19 protein-coding genes are annotated in these 16849 nt (G+C 70.3%); 12 read left to right on the top strand and 7 right to left on the bottom strand.

Annotation, left to right across the window (positions count from 1 at the left end; genetic code table 11):
* Positions 1-79 precede the first annotated feature (79 nt).
* Entirely contained in the window at positions 80-1183 is a 1104-nt protein-coding gene (locus AB0761_RS05270) for a hypothetical protein (protein WP_377267779.1), read from the top strand.
* A gap of 389 nt (positions 1184-1572) precedes the next feature.
* The gene (locus AB0761_RS05265; protein ID WP_055588190.1) at positions 1573-1782 is read left to right on the top strand and encodes a DUF4177 domain-containing protein; all 210 of its coding nucleotides are present in this window, start codon (positions 1573-1575) and stop codon (positions 1780-1782) included.
* Positions 1783-2156: 374 nt separating this feature from the next.
* On the opposite strand, the gene AB0761_RS05260 is transcribed toward AB0761_RS05265, so the two are convergent.
* Together AB0761_RS05260 and AB0761_RS05255 are read right to left on the bottom strand one after the other, a co-directional pair.
* A complete protein-coding gene (locus AB0761_RS05260; RefSeq protein WP_377267778.1) occupies positions 2157-2804 on the bottom strand; it encodes a class I SAM-dependent methyltransferase in 648 nt (215 codons plus the stop codon).
* A gap of 326 nt (positions 2805-3130) precedes the next feature.
* Complete coding sequence (locus tag AB0761_RS05255) at positions 3131-3520, bottom strand: SCO5389 family protein (RefSeq protein ID WP_377267777.1); 390 nt, start codon at positions 3518-3520, stop codon at positions 3131-3133.
* 261 nt (positions 3521-3781) lie between these two features.
* Here AB0761_RS05255 and AB0761_RS05250 point away from each other — a divergent pair, with 261 nt between their 5' ends.
* Genes AB0761_RS05250 through AB0761_RS05235 form a run of 4 tightly spaced genes read left to right on the top strand, consistent with a single transcriptional unit; the run spans position 3782 to position 7436 of the window.
* Positions 3782-4750 carry a metal ABC transporter solute-binding protein, Zn/Mn family gene (locus AB0761_RS05250; protein WP_377267776.1) on the top strand — a complete coding sequence of 323 codons (969 nt, stop codon included), beginning with the start codon at positions 3782-3784 and terminating at the stop codon, positions 4748-4750.
* Between the two features lie 7 nt (positions 4751-4757).
* The gene (locus AB0761_RS05245; protein WP_377267775.1) at positions 4758-5672 is read left to right on the top strand and encodes a metal ABC transporter ATP-binding protein; all 915 of its coding nucleotides are present in this window, start codon (positions 4758-4760) and stop codon (positions 5670-5672) included.
* A 1-nt stretch (position 5673) separates the two neighbouring features.
* Positions 5674-6573 (top strand): metal ABC transporter permease, encoded by a 900-nt coding sequence (locus AB0761_RS05240; protein ID WP_377267774.1) that lies wholly within the window; start codon positions 5674-5676, stop codon positions 6571-6573.
* Entirely contained in the window at positions 6570-7436 is an 867-nt protein-coding gene (locus tag AB0761_RS05235; protein WP_377267773.1) for a metal ABC transporter permease, read from the top strand. Before AB0761_RS05240 ends, AB0761_RS05235 begins: the two co-directional genes overlap by 4 nt.
* 110 nt (positions 7437-7546) lie before the next feature.
* On the opposite strand, the gene AB0761_RS05230 is transcribed toward AB0761_RS05235, so the two are convergent.
* A complete protein-coding gene (locus AB0761_RS05230) occupies positions 7547-7924 on the bottom strand; it encodes a cupin domain-containing protein (protein ID WP_377267772.1) in 378 nt (125 codons plus the stop codon).
* Positions 7925-7983: 59 nt separating this feature from the next.
* Between AB0761_RS05230 and AB0761_RS05225 the strand changes: the two genes are divergently transcribed.
* Positions 7984-8466 (top strand): MarR family winged helix-turn-helix transcriptional regulator, encoded by a 483-nt coding sequence (locus tag AB0761_RS05225; RefSeq protein WP_377273939.1) that lies wholly within the window; start codon positions 7984-7986, stop codon positions 8464-8466.
* A gap of 348 nt (positions 8467-8814) precedes the next feature.
* Here AB0761_RS05225 and AB0761_RS05220 read toward each other — a convergent pair whose 3' ends face one another.
* The 3 genes from AB0761_RS05220 to AB0761_RS05210 form a co-directional block, all read right to left on the bottom strand.
* Entirely contained in the window at positions 8815-9825 is a 1011-nt protein-coding gene (locus AB0761_RS05220; protein ID WP_377267771.1) for a hypothetical protein, read from the bottom strand.
* 328 nt (positions 9826-10153) lie between these two features.
* Complete coding sequence (locus AB0761_RS05215) at positions 10154-10771, bottom strand: hypothetical protein (protein WP_377267770.1); 618 nt, start codon at positions 10769-10771, stop codon at positions 10154-10156.
* On the bottom strand, positions 10768-11715 hold the full coding sequence (locus AB0761_RS05210) for an ADP-ribosylglycohydrolase family protein (RefSeq protein ID WP_377267769.1): 948 nt from the start codon (positions 11713-11715) through the stop codon (positions 10768-10770). The genes AB0761_RS05215 and AB0761_RS05210 overlap by 4 nt, the downstream gene beginning before the upstream one ends.
* A gap of 428 nt (positions 11716-12143) precedes the next feature.
* On the opposite strand from AB0761_RS05210, the gene AB0761_RS05205 reads away from it, so the two are divergent.
* Positions 12144-12347 carry a hypothetical protein gene (locus AB0761_RS05205; RefSeq protein ID WP_377267768.1) on the top strand — a complete coding sequence of 68 codons (204 nt, stop codon included), beginning with the start codon at positions 12144-12146 and terminating at the stop codon, positions 12345-12347.
* A gap of 132 nt (positions 12348-12479) precedes the next feature.
* Here AB0761_RS05205 and AB0761_RS05200 read toward each other — a convergent pair whose 3' ends face one another.
* Positions 12480-13460, bottom strand: coding sequence for a LuxR C-terminal-related transcriptional regulator (locus tag AB0761_RS05200; RefSeq protein ID WP_377267767.1), 981 nt, complete (start codon positions 13458-13460; stop codon positions 12480-12482).
* Between the two features lie 339 nt (positions 13461-13799).
* Between AB0761_RS05200 and AB0761_RS05195 the strand changes: the two genes are divergently transcribed.
* The 4 genes from AB0761_RS05195 (at position 13800) to AB0761_RS05180 (ending at position 16559) form a co-directional block, all read left to right on the top strand.
* Entirely contained in the window at positions 13800-13994 is a 195-nt protein-coding gene (locus AB0761_RS05195; protein ID WP_377267766.1) for a hypothetical protein, read from the top strand.
* A 5-nt stretch (positions 13995-13999) separates the two neighbouring features.
* Positions 14000-14311, top strand: coding sequence for a hypothetical protein (locus AB0761_RS05190; protein WP_377267765.1), 312 nt, complete (start codon positions 14000-14002; stop codon positions 14309-14311).
* 2 nt (positions 14312-14313) lie between these two features.
* Entirely contained in the window at positions 14314-14487 is a 174-nt protein-coding gene (locus AB0761_RS05185; RefSeq protein ID WP_377267764.1) for a hypothetical protein, read from the top strand.
* A 365-nt stretch (positions 14488-14852) separates the two neighbouring features.
* A complete protein-coding gene (locus tag AB0761_RS05180) occupies positions 14853-16559 on the top strand; it encodes a hypothetical protein (RefSeq protein WP_377267763.1) in 1707 nt (568 codons plus the stop codon).
* The last annotated feature ends 290 nt before the right edge of the window (positions 16560-16849 follow it).

Here is a 16849-nt window from a genome sequence, read left to right as displayed (position 1 = left end):
GCTCGGCTGGGCCCGCACACTCGCCGGCGCTCGCCACGGCCGCTCTGTCGTGCGCGGCAGTAACCGCGGTGCGGCACCCATGGGCGGCCCGTACTCCGGCGCGACCGGGGCCGTGCTGCGCAAGGAACTGCGAACCTGGCTGCGCGACCCGCAACGCATCACCACGGCGACCGTACCCGTCGCCTGGGCTCTGGGCACCGCGCTGCTGCCGCTCACCTTCGGCGCCAAGCTCCTGTTGCCCTGGGCCGGCCCGGCCCTGCCGCTGATGGCCGTCGCGTCCGCGTACAACCTCTACAGCCAGGACGGCACGGCCCTCTGGCTCACCCTGATGACCGGCAGTCAGCGCGCCGACATCCGCGGCCGCCAGTGGGCCGGCCTGCTGGTCTTCGGTCCGCTCACCGTCGCCGTCTCGATCGCCTTCACCGCCTGGAGCGGATGCACCTGGGCCTGGCCCTGGGTCGCCGCCCTCGTGCCGGCGCTGCTGGGCGGCGGCATCGGCATCATGTCGTACGCCTCGGTCGCCGCGCTCGTGCCCGGGCCCGACGCGCACAAACGCCCCGACAACCCGCTCGACAGGGCCGACACGACGGGACAGTCCAATGTGCTCTTCTGGGCCGCCGTCGTCCCGGCCCTGCCGGCGGCCACTGCGGTCACCCTCGGCGTCATGCTCTCCAACCCCGTGCTGCTCTGGCTCGGCGCCCCGATCGGCGTGGCGACCGGCATCCTCCTCGCCTGGTGGCTGGGCCGGGTCGCCATCAACCGGCTCACCGCAAAGGGACCCGAGCTGCTGTTCCTGATGCGGACCGGGCGCAGCAGCCGCCCTGGGACCGCAGCCGGTACCCGTACCGGCACTGGCCCGCGCGTCGAGGCCAAGCCCGAGGTGTCCAGGCGCACAGCGGTGATCTCGCTGCTGCTCTGGATCTTCGGCTCCCTCACGCTCTTCCCGCAGGGCCTGGTGCCCCTCGTCATCCTGATCACCGGCGCCCCGGTGAGGTCCTGGTTCCTGGCCCTCTACATGCCGGATGCCTGGTCGTGGGTGACCGACTTCGCGATGATCTCCATCGGAACCGTGTTGTACTCCCAGGCCATCCGGATTACCGCCCGCGGCAGCCGGAACCAGCGCACCACCTCGCCGGAGACCGGCGATCCCACCGAGGGCCCAGAGCCGTTGCAGGTCCGGTGATCTCGTGGGTGTGCGGGTCGCGCGGTGCCGGGGATGTCGAACGGGCGACTGAACGGCTCGTAGGAGACGTGCCAGCGGCCTCCGAGGTGTGCGGCGCGTCCGCGACCAGCTCGTGCCGTCCGCGTGGCTTGTACCGCCGCCCGGATCATGGCGAATGCGTCGTTCGGCTTCGCTCCGGACACCGGCGTCGACGACGCCGCGAACACCACCGTTGAGACCGCCGCAGCGTGTACGGCAAGCAGGCCGCGGACGCCGTCCTCAGCGCCTTGCGGGCCCGGCAGATTCCGGGAATCCGACGTTCGTACCCGGACCGGCCTGGGCAGCAGCGTCAAACGATGATTGGCTGGCCCCGGTCACCGTAACCGACTTCGCAGGAGAAGCGCGCAGCGATGAGTTCTACCTACGAGTACAAGGTCGTCACCTTCCGGGAGTCGCTGATCGGCGACGCCCTGGACAGCGACAAGCTGGAGAAGGTCCTCAACAAGCATGCCGAGGACGGCTGGGGTCTGAAGGCGATAACGTCCGCCGACGTCAAGGGCCGCATCGGGCCCGGCGCCGTCGAGGGACTGCTGCTCACCTTCGAACGGCCGCGCCAGTAACGGCCGGCGACAGCGACAAGCGGCGGACGGTCCCGGACACATGTCCACGACCGTCCGCCGCCGCTTGCTCTTCGCCGCCGCCCCGAGCAGCCTGGACCGCACCCGGCGGCGGGTACCCCCGGCCGTGCGGTGCGTTCTCGGTGGGACACCCTACGCGCTGGTCACGAAGACTCAGCCCGTCCCGCCCAGCGACGCTCTGTATGTCTCTGGTGGGGATCGATCGCGCCTCCTTCGGCATCGATGTGCACCACTCAGCGGCCGCACAGCCTGTGGTGATGGATGCCTGGCGGTGGTTTGTCGGACTCCAACGGATTCGTCTCCGGTGCTGTGCCTTCGTGCCTTCGCGCCTCGGCCCCGAGGAACGATGACCGGGCTCAGGCCGCTCCGGCCTCTTCGCGGCGGCAGTGGAGGAAGAGGTGGGGCTCGGGCGCGGCGTCCGGGTGGGACGGGGTGAACAGGCAGCTCTCCTCGGACAGGACGGACAGGCCCGCCTCGGTGACCATCGCGCTGAAGTCCTCGACAGTGAAACTCGTCACCCGTACCTGCTGGCCCATGAAGGCACCCTCGACGTCCTCCACGTCCAGAGGCACCGTCGCAACAGCCAGGACGCCGCCGGGTTTCAGCGCCTGCGCGAGCCGGCGCAGGAGCCGGACCTGGTCGTCGCGCGACATCTGCAGCAGTGAGAAGTACACGCAGACCGCGTCGAACGAGGCGTCGGGCAGAGGGACTTCACGGATGTCGTCGCACCGGAAGGAAGCCCTGGGCACCTGCCGGGCTGCGAGTTCCACCATGACCGGGGAGACATCGATGCCCAGCACCTCATGCCCCGCGGCAACGAAGGTCTCCGCGGTGGGCCGGCCCGTTCCGCTGCCCACGTCGAGCACCCGGCTGCCGGGCGCGAGCCGGCCGAGAAGCCACTCGAGCGACGACCGGTGCGCGGCCGACCCTGCGAACGCCTTCTCGTAGTCGGCCCCCAGAGCGTCGAACACCGCAGCGGCCCGGGAACCGTGCTTCTCGTCCATCGATGCGCCTCCCCGTGGCGGATTGACGCCTCAACGTATCGTTCCACCAGCTCGGTCGGCCCACAACGCGCTCGCTCGCGGCCCACCATCCGGCCGGACCGTACCGGACCCGGTCACCGTGCCCGACTGCCGGGCGGTGCGCCCGCACACCGTCGTACGGTGCAGCAGCACTGCGCCCGCATGACCGACGGTCCCGCACGCCGAGGCCTCAAGGCCGAGCTGGGCCATGCGTTGCCCCGCCTGACGTCTTCCCAGTGGGCGCGCCGGGCCGCGCCAGCGCGCCGCGCCAGTGTGGCGCGGGCGGCGCTCCGCAGCAGCGGACGGGGTCAGCAATCGCGCAGTTCCGGGGTCTGGTTGAGGAGCTGCGAGCGGAGCGAGGTGAACTCCAGGTGGGCCGCCTCGTGTTCGGTGCCGGGTCGGAAGGCGGCGACGCGGTGGCAGTTCATGAAGGCGAGGGTGACGCCGAAGTGCCGCTCCAGGCTGCCCCGGATCGCGTTGCCGGCCAGGGCACGCAGCAGTTGGCCGCGTTCGGCGTCGGTGGGCGGGGTGTTGTCGTCGACGAACGGATCGTCGGTGTGCGGGAGCCGTGCGGAGAGGGCTTCGACGGTCCTGTAGGCGTAGGGGAGGGAGTCGCGGACGGTGGCGACGAAATCGGCTTGGTCGACGGGGCCGCGTTCGGCCTGGGCGAGGAGTTCGGGGGAGACGTCGAGCGACATGCTGGGCTCCGTTCAGGGGCGGGGATGAGTGCGGGACCAGTAACGAATATGAAAACCGTTACGGATAGAGACTCTGCAGCTACGGGGCGTACTCGTCAAGCTCTTCAGCTCGCGTCGACCATCGCTGCAGGTCAAGATTTGGTAATGGTTTTCATCTCGCATCCATCTGGACTAGTTATGAAAACCGTTTCCATCTAGCGTGGGCGTCCGTCAGCACTGAAACCACGCCCCCTGGAGGGTCCTGCCATGTGCGCACCCGTCATGTCCCGTCTCCCGGACCGCCGCCCTGCCGGACCGGTTCTCGGCGCAGCAGCGGTTGCACTGCTCGCGGCCCTCAGCGCCTGCTCGACCCCCTCCCCGGCCTCCCCCGACTCGGGGTCAGGTACCGCATCCGGTGCTGCGGCGGGCGGCAAGGTGATCCAGGTGGTGGCGGCGGAGAACTTCTGGGGCTCCATAGCGGCTCGCCTGGGTGGGTCGCACGCGCATGTGAGCAGCATCATCGCCAACCCCGACACGGACCCGCACTCCTACGAGCCCACGGCAGCCGACGCGCGCACGGTGACCACCGCGCAGTACGCGATCGTGAACGGCATCGGCTACGACGCATGGGCGGACAAGCTGCTGGCCACCAACCCCGGCAGCGGCCGCACCGAGCTGAAGGTCGGCGACCTCGTGGGTATCCAGCCCGGTGGGAACCCGCACCGCTGGTACTCGCCCGACCATGTGCACCAGGTGATCGAGCAGATCACCGCCGACTACAAGACGATCGACCCGGGCGACGCCGCCTACTTCGACCAGCGGAAGCAGATCTTCGAGACCCGGACCCTGGCCCGGTACAACCAGCTGATCGCCGACATCAAGGCCACCTACGCGGGCACGCCGATCGGGGCGTCGGAGTCGATCGTGACGCCGCTGGCCCAGGGTCTCGGCCTGAAGATGCTGACCCCGGAGTCGTTCCTCGACGCGATGAGCGAGGGCACCGACCCGACCGCCGCAGACAAGGCGCTGATCGACCGGCAGATCAAGGGCAGGCAGATCAAGATCTACGTCTACAACAGCCAGAACTCCACCCCGGACGTGGCCGCCCAGGTGAAGCTGGCCAAGTCCGAGGGCATCCCGGTCGCCACGGTCACCGAGACTCTCACCCCCGCGAACGCGACGTTCGAGCAGTGGCAGACCGCCGAGCTCCAGGGCATCGAACAGGCCCTGCACCAGGCCACCGGGAAGTGAGAACGCCATGAACTCCACCCCGCGAACACAAACCCCGGCGATCGTGGCAGCCGGCGCGGCCGAGCCCGTGGACACCACCGCGCCGTCCGGTTCCCCGGTGCTGTGCCTGTGTGCTGCCGCAGCCCGGGTCGGGGGGCGAACCCTGTGGTCCGGAGTCGATCTGGAGGTCCGGAGCGGGGAGTTCGTCGCCGTGCTCGGCCCCAACGGCGTCGGCAAGTCCACGCTGGTCAAGGTGCTCCTCGGTACGGTGCCGGCCGCAGCGGGGGACGTCAGGGTGCTGGGTCGGCGTCCCGGCGAGGCCGGGCACCGGATCGGCTACCTGCCGCAGCGCCGCAGCTTCGATGCGGACCTGCGGATCCGGGGCGCCGACATCGTCCGCATGGGCCTGGACGGCGATCGCTGGGGCGTCCCGCTGCCCTGGTCACGCAGCCGCCGCGTCGAGCGGCAGCGGATCACGGAGGTGATCGAGCTGGTCGGTGCAAGCGCCTATGCGCAGCGGCCGATCGGGCAGTGCTCGGGCGGCGAGCAGCAGCGGCTGCTGATCGCCCAGGCGTTGGTCCGCCGCCCCGAGGTGCTGCTGCTCGATGAACCGTTGGACAGCCTCGACCTGCCCAACCAGAGCGCCGTCGCGGCCCTGATCGGCCGGATCTGCCATCGGGAGGGTGTGGCGGTCGTGCTGGTCGCCCACGACGTCAATCCGATACTCCACCACCTCGACCGCGTCGTGTACATCGCGGAGGGCGGTGCCGTGTGCGGCCCACCGAGCGAGGTCATCAACTCCGGGACGCTGACCCGCCTCTACCGCACGCCCGTGGAGGTCCTCTCCACCAAGGACGGGCGGCTCGTCGTGGTCGGCCGGCCCGAGGCCCCGGCCCTGCACACCGACCGCCCTGTCGGGCGGCAGCGCAGCGGAGGTGACTGAGATGGGCGAGGCCTCCTTCTCGTGGAACCTCTTCGCCGACTTCCAACAGATGTGGTCCTACCCGTTCATGGTCAACGCCTTCCGGGCGGGTGCGATCGTGGCCGTCGTCGCGTCGGCGGTGGGCTGGTTCGTGGTGTTGCGCAGGCAGACGTTCGCCGCACACACCCTCTCCGTCGTCGCCTTCCCCGGCGCGGCGCTCGCGACCCTGGCCGGATTCGCACTGAGTCTGGGCTACTTCGGCTTCTGCATCGCCGCAGCCTTGGTGCTGGCCGCGCTGCGGCGCGTACGCGAGCCCCGGGGCTCGGACGAATCGGCGGCCACCGGGACTGTGCAGGCGTTCCTGCTGGCCTGCGGATATCTGTTCATGGCGCTCTACAAGGGACTGCTGGAAGGGCCGCAGTCGCTGCTCTTCGGCAGCTTCCTCGGCATCACCACCGGACAGGCCGCCACCCTCACGGTCGTCGGCGCGGCGGTCCTCGTCGTGCTGACGGTGATCGGCCGTCCACTGCTGTTCGCCTCCGTCGACCCGCAGGTCGCCGCCGCTCGCGGCGTGCCGGTCCGCGCGCTGTCCGTGGCCTTCCTCGTCCTGCTGGGCGCGGCGACCGCCGAGGCCGCACAGATCACCGGCGCGCTGCTGGTCTTCGCACTCATGGTGCTCCCGGCGGCAACCGCGCAGCTGCTCACCGCGCGCCCGGGCCGCAGCCTGCTGCTGACCGTCGTGATCGGCTTCACAGCGACCTGGGCCGGGCTGGTCGCCGCCTGGTTCCGGCCCTACCCGCTCGGCTTCTTCGTCACCACCATCGCATTCGTACTCTTCCTCCTCGCCCAGGGCGCCCGCCTGCTCGCGACCGTACTCGCCAACCGAAACGCCTCCGCAACCATCACGGCAGGTGCCGCATGAACCAGTCCCTCGCATTCGCAGCGGCCACCGCCTGGTCCCAGCCGTTCTTTCAGCACGCCCTGCTGGCCGGCACGTTCATCGCTCTCGCAGCCGGCCTCGTCGGCTACTTCCTGGTGTTGCGCGCCCAGGTCTTCACCGGCGACGCGCTCAGCCACGTCGCCTTCACCGGCGCCATGGCCGCCCTCGCCGCCGGATACGACCTGCGCCTCGGCGTCTTCCTGGCCTGTGTCCTGGTCGGCCTGCTGCTGGCCGGCATCGGACGGCGCGGCCGGGCCGACGACGTGGTCATCGGCGGTGCCTTCGCCTGGATCCTCGGTCTCGGCTCCTTCTTCCTGACCCTCTACACCACCTCGGCCGGCGGGATGGGCAACGGCAGCGCCGGTACCACGGTGCTCTTCGGGTCGATCTTCGGCCTGGACCGCCAACAGACCCTGACCGCCGTGCTGATCGCCCTCGCCGTCACAGCGGCCGTCCTGCTGATCGCCCGCCCGCTGCTGTTCGCCACCCTCGACGAAAACGTCGCCGCCGCCCGCGGCGTCCCCGTGAGGGCGCTGGGACTCGGCTTCCTCGCCCTGGTCGGCGTCACCGCAGGCGAGGCCACGCAGGCCGTGGGCTCGCTGCTGCTCCTCGGTCTGCTCGCGGCACCTGCGGGCGCGGGGGCCCGCCTCACCGACCGCCCCTTCCGTGGCCTCGCCCTCGCGGCCGGGCTGGCCGTGGGGGAGATGTGGACCGGGCTCGCGGCAGCGGCATGGATACCCCAGTGCCCACCCAGCTTCGCCGTCATGGCTGCCGCCACGCTCGTCTACGCTGCGACCTACCTCGGACGCCCGACCGCCTGTCGCAGCCAGACCGTGACCGCCTGACGGCAGGGCGGGGGCAGGCGGCGGCGATCGCGGCTTCAGTCCGCCACTTGCGGTCGAGCCGTTGTTCGTGCGTTTGGCCGCACCGTGTGGCGTACCTCGGAGGCTGCCGGTCAGGCGATCCAGGGGGGTGTGATCTTGTTGCCGGTGTCGCCGGGGATCCAGGCGTGAGCGTCGGCGGGAGCCGTGACGATGGCGGTGTAACCCCGGGGGCCGGCGGTGAGCTGGCGGGTGGTGTGGGCGGGCAGGACCGCCGTGTCGCCGGGGCCCGCAGCGGAGGTTTCACCGTCGAGTTCGATGGTTGCCTCCCCTTCGAGGAAGGTCCAGGTCTGCTCGACGTCGAAGATGTGGACGGGGCCCTTGACGTCGGGCTTGACCTCGGTGCGCCAGATGGAGGATCGCGCACCCCCCAGGGTCGGCGAAGCGAAGGTGGTCATGACGGCGTTCGGGGTCTCGTATCGACGGCTCTCGGCATGACGGATGATCGGCACGGTTCACATCCCTAGTATGGACAAGGTCGTTGTCTATATGGTTAATGAGGTTGTCTATCGTGTCAAGCGATCTGCAAGGCTTTGAACTGCCGCTGCGGCTGCTTCTGGGGTTTCGGGTGCTCATCGACGAGCTGCACGAGGAGCTCGCCCGACAGGGCCATCCGCAGATGCGGCCCATGCACGGGTTCGTCTTCCAGGCCGTCATGCGGGCCGGCGGCCGGTACGGGGCCACGGCCGCCGACCTGGGCCGGGCGCTGGGCGTCTCCAAGCAAGCGGCGGGCAAGACCATCGAGATGCTGGAGGGTCTCGGCTATCTGCAGCCCGGACACGATCCCGGCGATGCGCGCCGTAAGACCTACACGCTGACCCCGCACGCCTACGACGCACTCGAGCGGTCGGAGCGGATCTTCGAGGACCTGCGCGACCAGTGGGCTGCGACCATCGGCGAGGACCGGCTGCGGGCCATGGTGGAGGACCTGCGCAAGGTCACGCCACCCGACGCGTTCCGCCTCGACACTCCGCAGTGGTTCAACGCACCGTAACGAGCCCTCTGATCGGCACCAGCCCGGTCCCCGAACAGGGCTTTCCCCGAGCACAACCGAGAGGGCTTGGCGATCCTCGGGGCCGCTCCGGTACGGGTGAGGCGGTCGGGATGCCTCGTCTTCGGAGAAGGTGACGCCGCCTCGGTTGGATGAGTTGCAGGCCGGGCGGTGGCCGAGCAGCTGGGCGACGAGCGGGTGGACCGGCTGCTGGGCCGGTACCCGGCGGTCGCGCCGGGCGTGGAGGTGGAGATGCGGGCCGGTGGCGGCCGGCACAGCACGGTGCGGTGAGTGCCGGTCCGGCCGCCGAAGTCGTGAGTCACCGGCAAGGACGCCGCGCCGGGCCGGGCGTCACTGCATGATGCGCCGTGGCAGATGGGACGGCGTACCGACGCAGTTGTAGATCTGCAGGGTGTAGCCGCGGCCGATGGTCACATCGGTGGGATCCCTCAAGTCCTGGGAGGACTGACCGGGTGCCCTCTCCGCGCCCTCTCCGCATTCGACAGGGCGCCAACTGTCATTGGGCTTGCCCCACTCGGTGCCGCCCACCGTGAGCAGGGCGTCCACGGGTCCGCCGCACTCGGGGCAGCGCAGCTCGGCCGAATCCGGCTCCGGCGGGTCACGGAAGGTGAAGTGCGCGGGCCATCCCCCGGCCTTCCAGCCGGGGGCGACGGACAGCTCGGACTCGTAGAAGTCCCACTCCATCAAGCGCGCGGCGAGGTCCTTGTCGAGACTCTGGTACGGGGGGAACTCGCGCACCGGTTCGGGGTGCAGCACGCACGGCACGGGCACGCACCATTGCATCGCGACATAGACGGGCTCCGGCGCGGCGAGCAGGACGTCCCGTACCTCCGAGGTCCGCCGCCATCTCAGCTGTACTGCGGCGGAATCGCCCTCGATCTCATAGGACGGCGCCCAGAGCACCTGCAGGAGATCCGTGCCCTGCGGGAAAGCGAGTCCGGGCGCATCGCGGGAGTAGAGCTGGGCGAGCGGGATCAGTGCCTGGGGCCCGGAAGGGAATGACTCCGGGGGGTGATCCGCACTGGCCCGCCTGAGGGTTTCCTGCTCGTCCTCGGTCAGTGTTTCGCCGGGGCCGCCGGGCGGTGAATACGTCCGCGTCAGCAGGGTGCGCCGCAGATGGATGTCCGCAAGCTTGGTCACAGGCTCGTAGGGAACGTACGTCAACTCGTACTCCGGCCAGGGCTCGTCCGCTGGCCACAGCAGCGGTCCGCCCACCGAGCTGTCATGGACGGTGGGCTTCCCCGGAACGGGGTGGAGCCGACATGCCGTCCTGGCGAGACCCGCCAGTTCCGGGAACGCCTCGGTGATGTCCAACGGGCGCGGTGGTGTCGTACGCGTCATGTCCTCCCCTTCGTCAGACCGTGGCCGAATCAAAGCACGAGGCACTGACATTCGACGGAGCCGCGACCACGCGAAGCCAAGGCCGGAGAGGGTACTGCCATACGGACCCACGTCGAGCACGACCAGGGGCCCCTCGGACACGTTGCGGGCAGCAGGACCTGTGGCCTGCCTGGTCCGAGGTCGAGCATGGCCAGGGGGCCCACTGCGGCTCACGGGCCGCTCACACGCCTCTCTGCGCTGTGCCGGTCCGGGTGGTGAGGACCAACCAGCTGTGGCGGATGCTGGGGGAGTGAGGCCCGGCCCATTCCGGCTGCGCCGCGTTGGTCGTCTACATCGAGGCGTCCAGGCGGTGCCATGTGGCCTTCCACTGTCGAGCCGCCTGTCTGGCCTGATCGCTGTCATGGTCTGCCGGCTGCTGGGTGAGGGCGATGCCGCAGTGGACGCAGAGTTGGTAGGTGCGATGGCCGTCGGACCAGGCCACGGTGGCGACGCCCCGACACAGTGGGCAGGCGTCGTGGGGGACCGGTGTCGCGGGGTGGATGCTGTGGTGGAACGTGCCTGTCAGGGGGCCGTCGGGGTGGCGGCGCGGGTCGGGGCAGTAGTAGGAGACGCTGCCCCAGCCCCGGGTCCATACCCGCCAGGTGTCCGCCTGCGAGGGCGTGCGCCGCCCGGCCCGCTTCTCGAGTCGGCGGCGCTCGGCGTACTCGCGCTCCGCTGCCAACCACAGCTCCCGGGCCGCGTGGAGCTCGTCGACGGCCCGGACCAGGGAGTCGGGATCCCGATCGAGGTGTCGGGGGATGCCCGCGGTCCGGACCAGGTGGTGGTAGGTGGCGCGGAACCCGTACGGGGCGAACATCTGCAGGCAGGAGCGCAATGCGGAGAGACGGCGGTAGGGCGGGAGGGAGGCGTCGTGGACCCGGGCGCGGAGCGTGTGGAAGCTGCTCACGGTGCGCAGCCAGGTTCGGCCTCGGTGTCGGTCTCGACCCAGTCGGGGAGCGGTTCGCGTCGGGCCAGCCAATTGTCGGGGATGTGGTGGAGTCCGGTGCGGGCGGCGACGATGCCTGCGGTGATGGCGCAGGTGGTGTCCACGTCGCCGAGTCCCTCGGCGGTGACCCACAGGGCGTCGGTGAGGCTGTCCAGGTGGTGAGCGGCGGACCACAGGGCGAAGGGGACGGTGTCGTCGGCACGGATTCGCTGACCGTTGCCGAGCAGGTCGGCGGCCTTCCACGCCGGTGTGTCCGCCGGCAGGTCACCGGCCTGCTCCAGGCCGTCGCGTACCAGGCTGGGCGGCGTGCGCTCGGCGACCGTGCGCAGGAAGCCGGAGCCGATCGGGCACGCCCGGTCCCTGGTCGCGGCTGCGGCCGCCGCCGCGACCGCAACGGCCACTGCGCCCGCGATCCCTTCCGGGTGCCGGTGGGTCACCTCGGCCGCACGCACCGCTTGGACGACCACCTGGTCGAGATCGTCGTGGAACCACGCCCCGAGCGGCGCTGTCCGCATCGCTGCACCGTTGCCCAGGCTGCCCCGCCCGCCGAACAGGCCCTGCGCCCCGGAACGCCACGCGGTCGGTGCCTTGGCCAGCCGGGGCAGCAACTCATGCATCCCCGACCCGTAGCCCCGGGCCGGATCGGCCAGATACGTCTCGGCCAGCACTCGGGACAGGTGGTCCTGCTCGATCTCCCCCCGGTCGTGCAGCGTCCGCAGCACTCCCAGCGCCATCGCCGTGTCATCGGTCCAGTACCACGGCGCCTCCGATGGCATACGCCGCGCCCTGATCTGTGCATACGCCGCCTCGGGCGTCCGGAACAGCGGAAACCACCGCTCCCCGAACGCATCACCCAACGCCAGCCCTTGCACACTGTCCCGTGCCGCCGCTCGCCGATCACCCATGCGTGCATGCTGCCAGGCCCGCACCCACGGCAGCGAGGCGTTTCCCCGCCTTGCCGCGCCGCTTCACCGACGCACGCTCCCTGAAGGCATACGCCTGGGCCGCCCCCGTCACGCGGGCCTCCGGACAGAGCCATGCCCTACTTGCCCGCCGAGTCAAGAACCAAAGACTCGCCGCAGTCGTCAGCTCACAGCGACGCCCGGCATCAGGCCCGGGCCGACACCGCTGGCGCCACCTCACTCGCGCGTCGGGACAGAGGGGCGCGGCGTCACGGCGGTGGGATCGGAAACCGTCGTTTCGGCAGTGAGCATGAGAGCCGTTGTGTTCCGTTGAGGCACGGAATGCCACTCTGGACGTCATGGGTGTCTTGTCATGTTTTGTGGTGTCATGCTGGGGTCTTGTTTGATTACGGTCGCGGCAGGAGGCCAGGGTGGACCGCTCGCGTGAGCGGCTGTACGAGCTGATCCGTCGTGAGTGCGAAGTGACGTACACCCGTCCCAGGGTCTGTGCGGCGATCGCCGACCCGCTCACCTGCAAAGGCACCCTGATCCAGGCCAGTACCGACTCCCACCGGCTCAGGGCCGCCGAGGTCGACCGAGCCGATGACGGAAGGGAAGCAGGAGGAAAACCCTGAGCAGCCGTCCAGCCTGCGTTTGGGCGCCAAGCTGGAGGGGATCGCCCATCAGCTGGAGAGGCCGGCCCGCCGCGGAGGCCTGGTCAACGACGCAGGCGTGGGTTTTCACGAGGGACAGGACTCGATGCCTTGTCAGAGCCAGCCTTTGTGGGCGGCTTTGAGGCCGGCCTCGAAGCGGCTGGCGGCGTTGAGGCGTTCCATGATGGAGGCCATCTGCCGGCGGACGGTGCGCAGGGAGACGCCGAGGCGCCCTGCTGCGCTTTCGTCGGTCATGCCGGATCCCAGGAGTCGCAGGAGTTCGCGTTCGGTGTCGGTCAGGCCGGTGTCGGGGTCCTGGGTGCGGGCGGCGCCGAGCGGCACGGCAGTGTTCCATGCCTGTTCGAAGAGCTGGAGCAGGGCGTTGAGCAGCCCGGGCTCGGTCACGTGCAGTGCGCCCTTGCGGGGGTCGGCCGGGTCGATCGGGACCAGGGCGTGTGCTCGGTCGGTGATGACCATGCGCTGGGGCAGAACGGGGGCGGTGCGGACCTCGCCCCCGGCCTCCATGAGCCAGTGGGCGTAGGCGGTGGTGGCGGGATCGTTGCGGACGCTGTCCTGATAGAGGGTCTTGAAGGCGACGCCACGGGCCAGCCCCTCGGAGTCCAGGGGCCTGCTGGCTTCCAGGTCCTCGGCGGTCTGGCCGGCAGGGTGGACGCCGATGCACTCGATGGCCATGGTGCGCCCCATGGTCTGCAGCCGGTCCTGGATGGCGTCCATGCCGATCAGGCGCTCACCGTGGGCCCCGCTGGAGTCGTGATGGTCGGCGCGGTCGGCGACCAGACGGGTGACCGTGGCCCGCGAAGCGGCAAGCTGGGCCTGGCGGGCAGCGAGTTTGGCCTCTTCGCGATGGAGCATGTCGGCCAGGCCGACCTCGGGCGGTACCGCGCGCCACTGTCCCGGGCGATCACGGGAGGCGCGGACCAGCATCAGGTCCGCCAGGTCGTCCATGGCGGAGCGGATCTGGCCCTCGCTGAGCGTCAGGACGGCTGCGAGATCCGCAACGCCGTAGGCGGGGTGGTCGAGCATGGCCTGGTAGACCGTCCCGGAAGTAGCGGACAGGCCCAGCGTCTCCAGCATTCCAGTTCCCCCTGGGGTGCGGCGCTGCCCCCCGGCGGCGCTCGACGTGTGCATGTTCGCATCTCGTTCACGTGACCCTCAAGTCCATGAAGCACCTGGGCATCTACAGCGTTGGTAAAGCTTCGGCACGGGCTGCGGACGGCCGTCGTGTCACCAAGGTGCCAGGGCAGCTTGGTGACCTCCGGAACCTCTTCTGGGCTGGTCAGAGGGGTGGCAGAGTCTTTCTCGAAGGCAGTCGCCGACAACGACGGAAGCGACACCGGGACCCACTCCCGGGCCTTGAGGAATTCGCTTCGGCCCGATCGGGCCACCCACCCGTGCCAGTGAGAGGGAACCGCCATGTCTTCTTCCGTCCGCACCAACGCCGCCGCCACCGCCGCTGCCGCCCTGGGTCTGGTCGTCACCACCCTCCTCGGCCTGCAGCTCACCGGTGCCCACGCCACCGGCCACCCGCTCGCCGACGCGGCACCCACCGCCACCGCCGCCGCACCCGGGGTCAGCGTGCAGCCGGACAGCCTGGGCTGGGGCGGCTGAGTCCCTTGCACCTCGTCCACGCCTCACTGGTCCGCCGCCGACCAGAACGCCCCGACCCCCGGGAGGCCGCCCGCGTCCTCGACGCCCTGTGGGCCCACGCCATCGACCACGACCGTCTCGAACACGCCCGGGCCCACGTTCATCCCGACCGCACCGATCTGCTGCTGTTCCTGCGCCAGGTCCCCGATGAGGAACCCTGGCATCTGGCCGCCGACCTGCTCACCCGCTGCCACCGCCGGGCCCCGCACCTGGCCGCCACCTATCTGCCTCCCGGCCCGGACACCTCGGCGGAACACCCCTCCTCCACCAACCCCTGAACATGAGCACCGCCATGAACGCCACCCGCCCGGCCCGAACCGCTGCCGTCCGTCGCGTTCGGTATCGCCCCGCTCGCGCCGTACTTGCCGTCACCGACGCCCTCGCCGCAGCAACCGCCCAGGCCGTCGGCACCGCCTGCGCCACCACCTTTGCCGCCGAGGCCTCCGGGCACTGACCCTGCACCACCCACACCACCTGGAACCGCTGTTCCTGCAGGACAGCCGTCCGCCTCCGCCCGACCGGACCGAACGAACCCTTCGCGACCCCGACCGCACCCCCGAGTACCGGCCGCTGCGCCTGCAGGGCAACGGTCACCCCCACCGCCGGCCGACCGCACCACCGAGCCAACTCACCACCGCACATGACCGCGCTTCACGGCGCGTAGCACGCGCCCTCGGCTTCGACGGCTGTTCCTGCAGGCCAGCCGTCCGCCCGCGCCACCGCCACCGGGTGGTCCGGCCAAGCCGTGCCGTTGGAAACACCCTGCACGACCCCCAAGCAGCATCCCCTTGGCACCACCTACCGATGGAGATAACTGTCATGTTCACGACCTCGCGTTCCCGCAAGCTCCTCTCCCTGTCCATCGCCGTGGTCGCCGCCGCCGGCATCGGCCTGGGCGGTGCAAGCTCCTCGTACGCCGACGACAACGCCTCCGCCAACACCGACGCCGTGGTCGCGGACCCCAACGCCGGCCAGGTCACCGGCGGCACCGAAGGCACCTTCACCACCACGATCGCCAACCCCGCCACCGCCACCGCCGACGAGATCGCCGCCGACCCCAGCTCCACCCTGAGCTCCCGGACCTCGGTCGTGGCCTCCGCGATGGTCGACGAGTCCCCGAACGTCGACTACGCCTCCTCCTCGGCCACCCGAGGCGGCTCGATCACCCGCGGCACGGTCATGGCCCGGGCCCAGAGCTGGGTCGACGAAGGCGTCCCCTACAACCAGCAGGGGTATCACACCGACGCCAACGGAACCTACCGTGAAGACTGCTCCGGCTTCGTCTCGATGGCCTGGAACCTGCCTGTCAGCCGTACCACCTGGACCCTGCCCGACGTGGCCACCGCCATCAGCAAGTCCGCGATGCAGCCCGGCGACATCCTCGACTACACCAGCGAGCACGTCATCCTGTTCGCCGGCTGGAAGGACAAGTCCGCCGGGACGTTCTACTACTACGCCGAGTCCAACCCCAGGGTGCTGACCAACGAGTACGTCGGCAACCTCAACGCCTCCACCATCGCCGGCTGGCCCGCCGGCGACTACACCGCCTACCGCTACAACAACATCGCCGCCGACGCGGTCCCCGTCACCGCCGGCACCTTCTACCACTCGGTGCGCAGCACGTCGGGTACCTGGGCCAACTTCAACCCGCTGCACGGCGCCAACGGCGCGGCGACCTTCGCAGGCAGCCAGGAGTCCATCACCGGCCTGCCCAACGGCTCCTCGCAGGTCGTCGGCATCGGCCTGGACGGCAACATCTACCACACCGGCCGGAACGTCGACGGGTCGTGGACCGCGTTCGACCACATCACCGGCGCCAATGGTGCCACCTACTTCCACGGCAGCGACGTGGCCATCGCCGGGATGCCCGACGGCTCCTCGCAGTTGGTGGCGATCGGCAACGACGGCAACATCTGGCACCGGGTCCGCAACGGCGACGGTTCGTGGACCGTGTTCCACACCATCCTCGGCCTGAACGGCGCACCCGCCTTCAAGGCCAGCAGGGTCCAGATCGCGGCCATGCCCGACGGCTCCTCCCAGGTCCTGGCCTACGGCGCCGACAAGAACATGTACCTCGACATCCGCTACGCAAACGGCAGTTGGTCTGGGTGGACCGAGCTGGCCGGTGCAAACGGCGCGGCCACCTTCCAGGGTCCGGACCTGGCCATCACCGGCCTGCCCGACGGCTCCTCCCAGATCCTGGCCATCGGCAACAACGGCAGCGTCTACCACGAGGTCCGCAGCGCCGCGGGTGTCTTCTCCGGCTTCCAGGCCATCCCCGGCGTCACCACCACCGCCATGGGTGCCAGCAGCATCGGCATCGCCGGTATGCCGAACGGCTCCTCGCAGGTCGTCGCGGTGGGCACCGACGGGAACGTGTGGCAGACCACCCGCAATGCCAGTGGCACCTGGACCAGTTGGACCGCCCCGGCGGGCATCGGCGGGGCCGCGAAGTTCGCCGCCGGCCAGGTCGGCATCGCCGCCATGCCCGACGGCACCACCCAGGTCCTCGCCACCACCCACTGAGCGCCACCGCCCGCAACACGACCATCCTGAAACGGCCCGGCCCGCTCTGTCTCCACAGAGCGGGCCGATGCCGTTCCCCCTCGGGGTCGGAGCCGCGTTCGTTGCTGAATTGCGCGTCGGCCAGCGGGGAATGACGTACCGGGCAGCTGAGTGCCGGCGACGGGTGAGGACGAGGACCGCAGACGGCGGATCAAATGCCGGCATTGCAGCCCACCGACTCTGTGCCAGGTGCGCATCGATCTGCTCGCCGGTGCTCCGGCAGGCGAAGGCCCGCCACCCACACCACACGC

This window comes from Peterkaempfera podocarpi, from assembly GCF_042466665.1.
In the GTDB taxonomy this organism is placed as follows: Bacteria; Actinomycetota; Actinomycetes; order Streptomycetales; family Streptomycetaceae; genus Peterkaempfera; species Peterkaempfera podocarpi.
The sequence above is the reverse complement of the archived record's forward strand: the minus strand, read 5'-3'. Positions and strand labels throughout refer to the sequence as shown.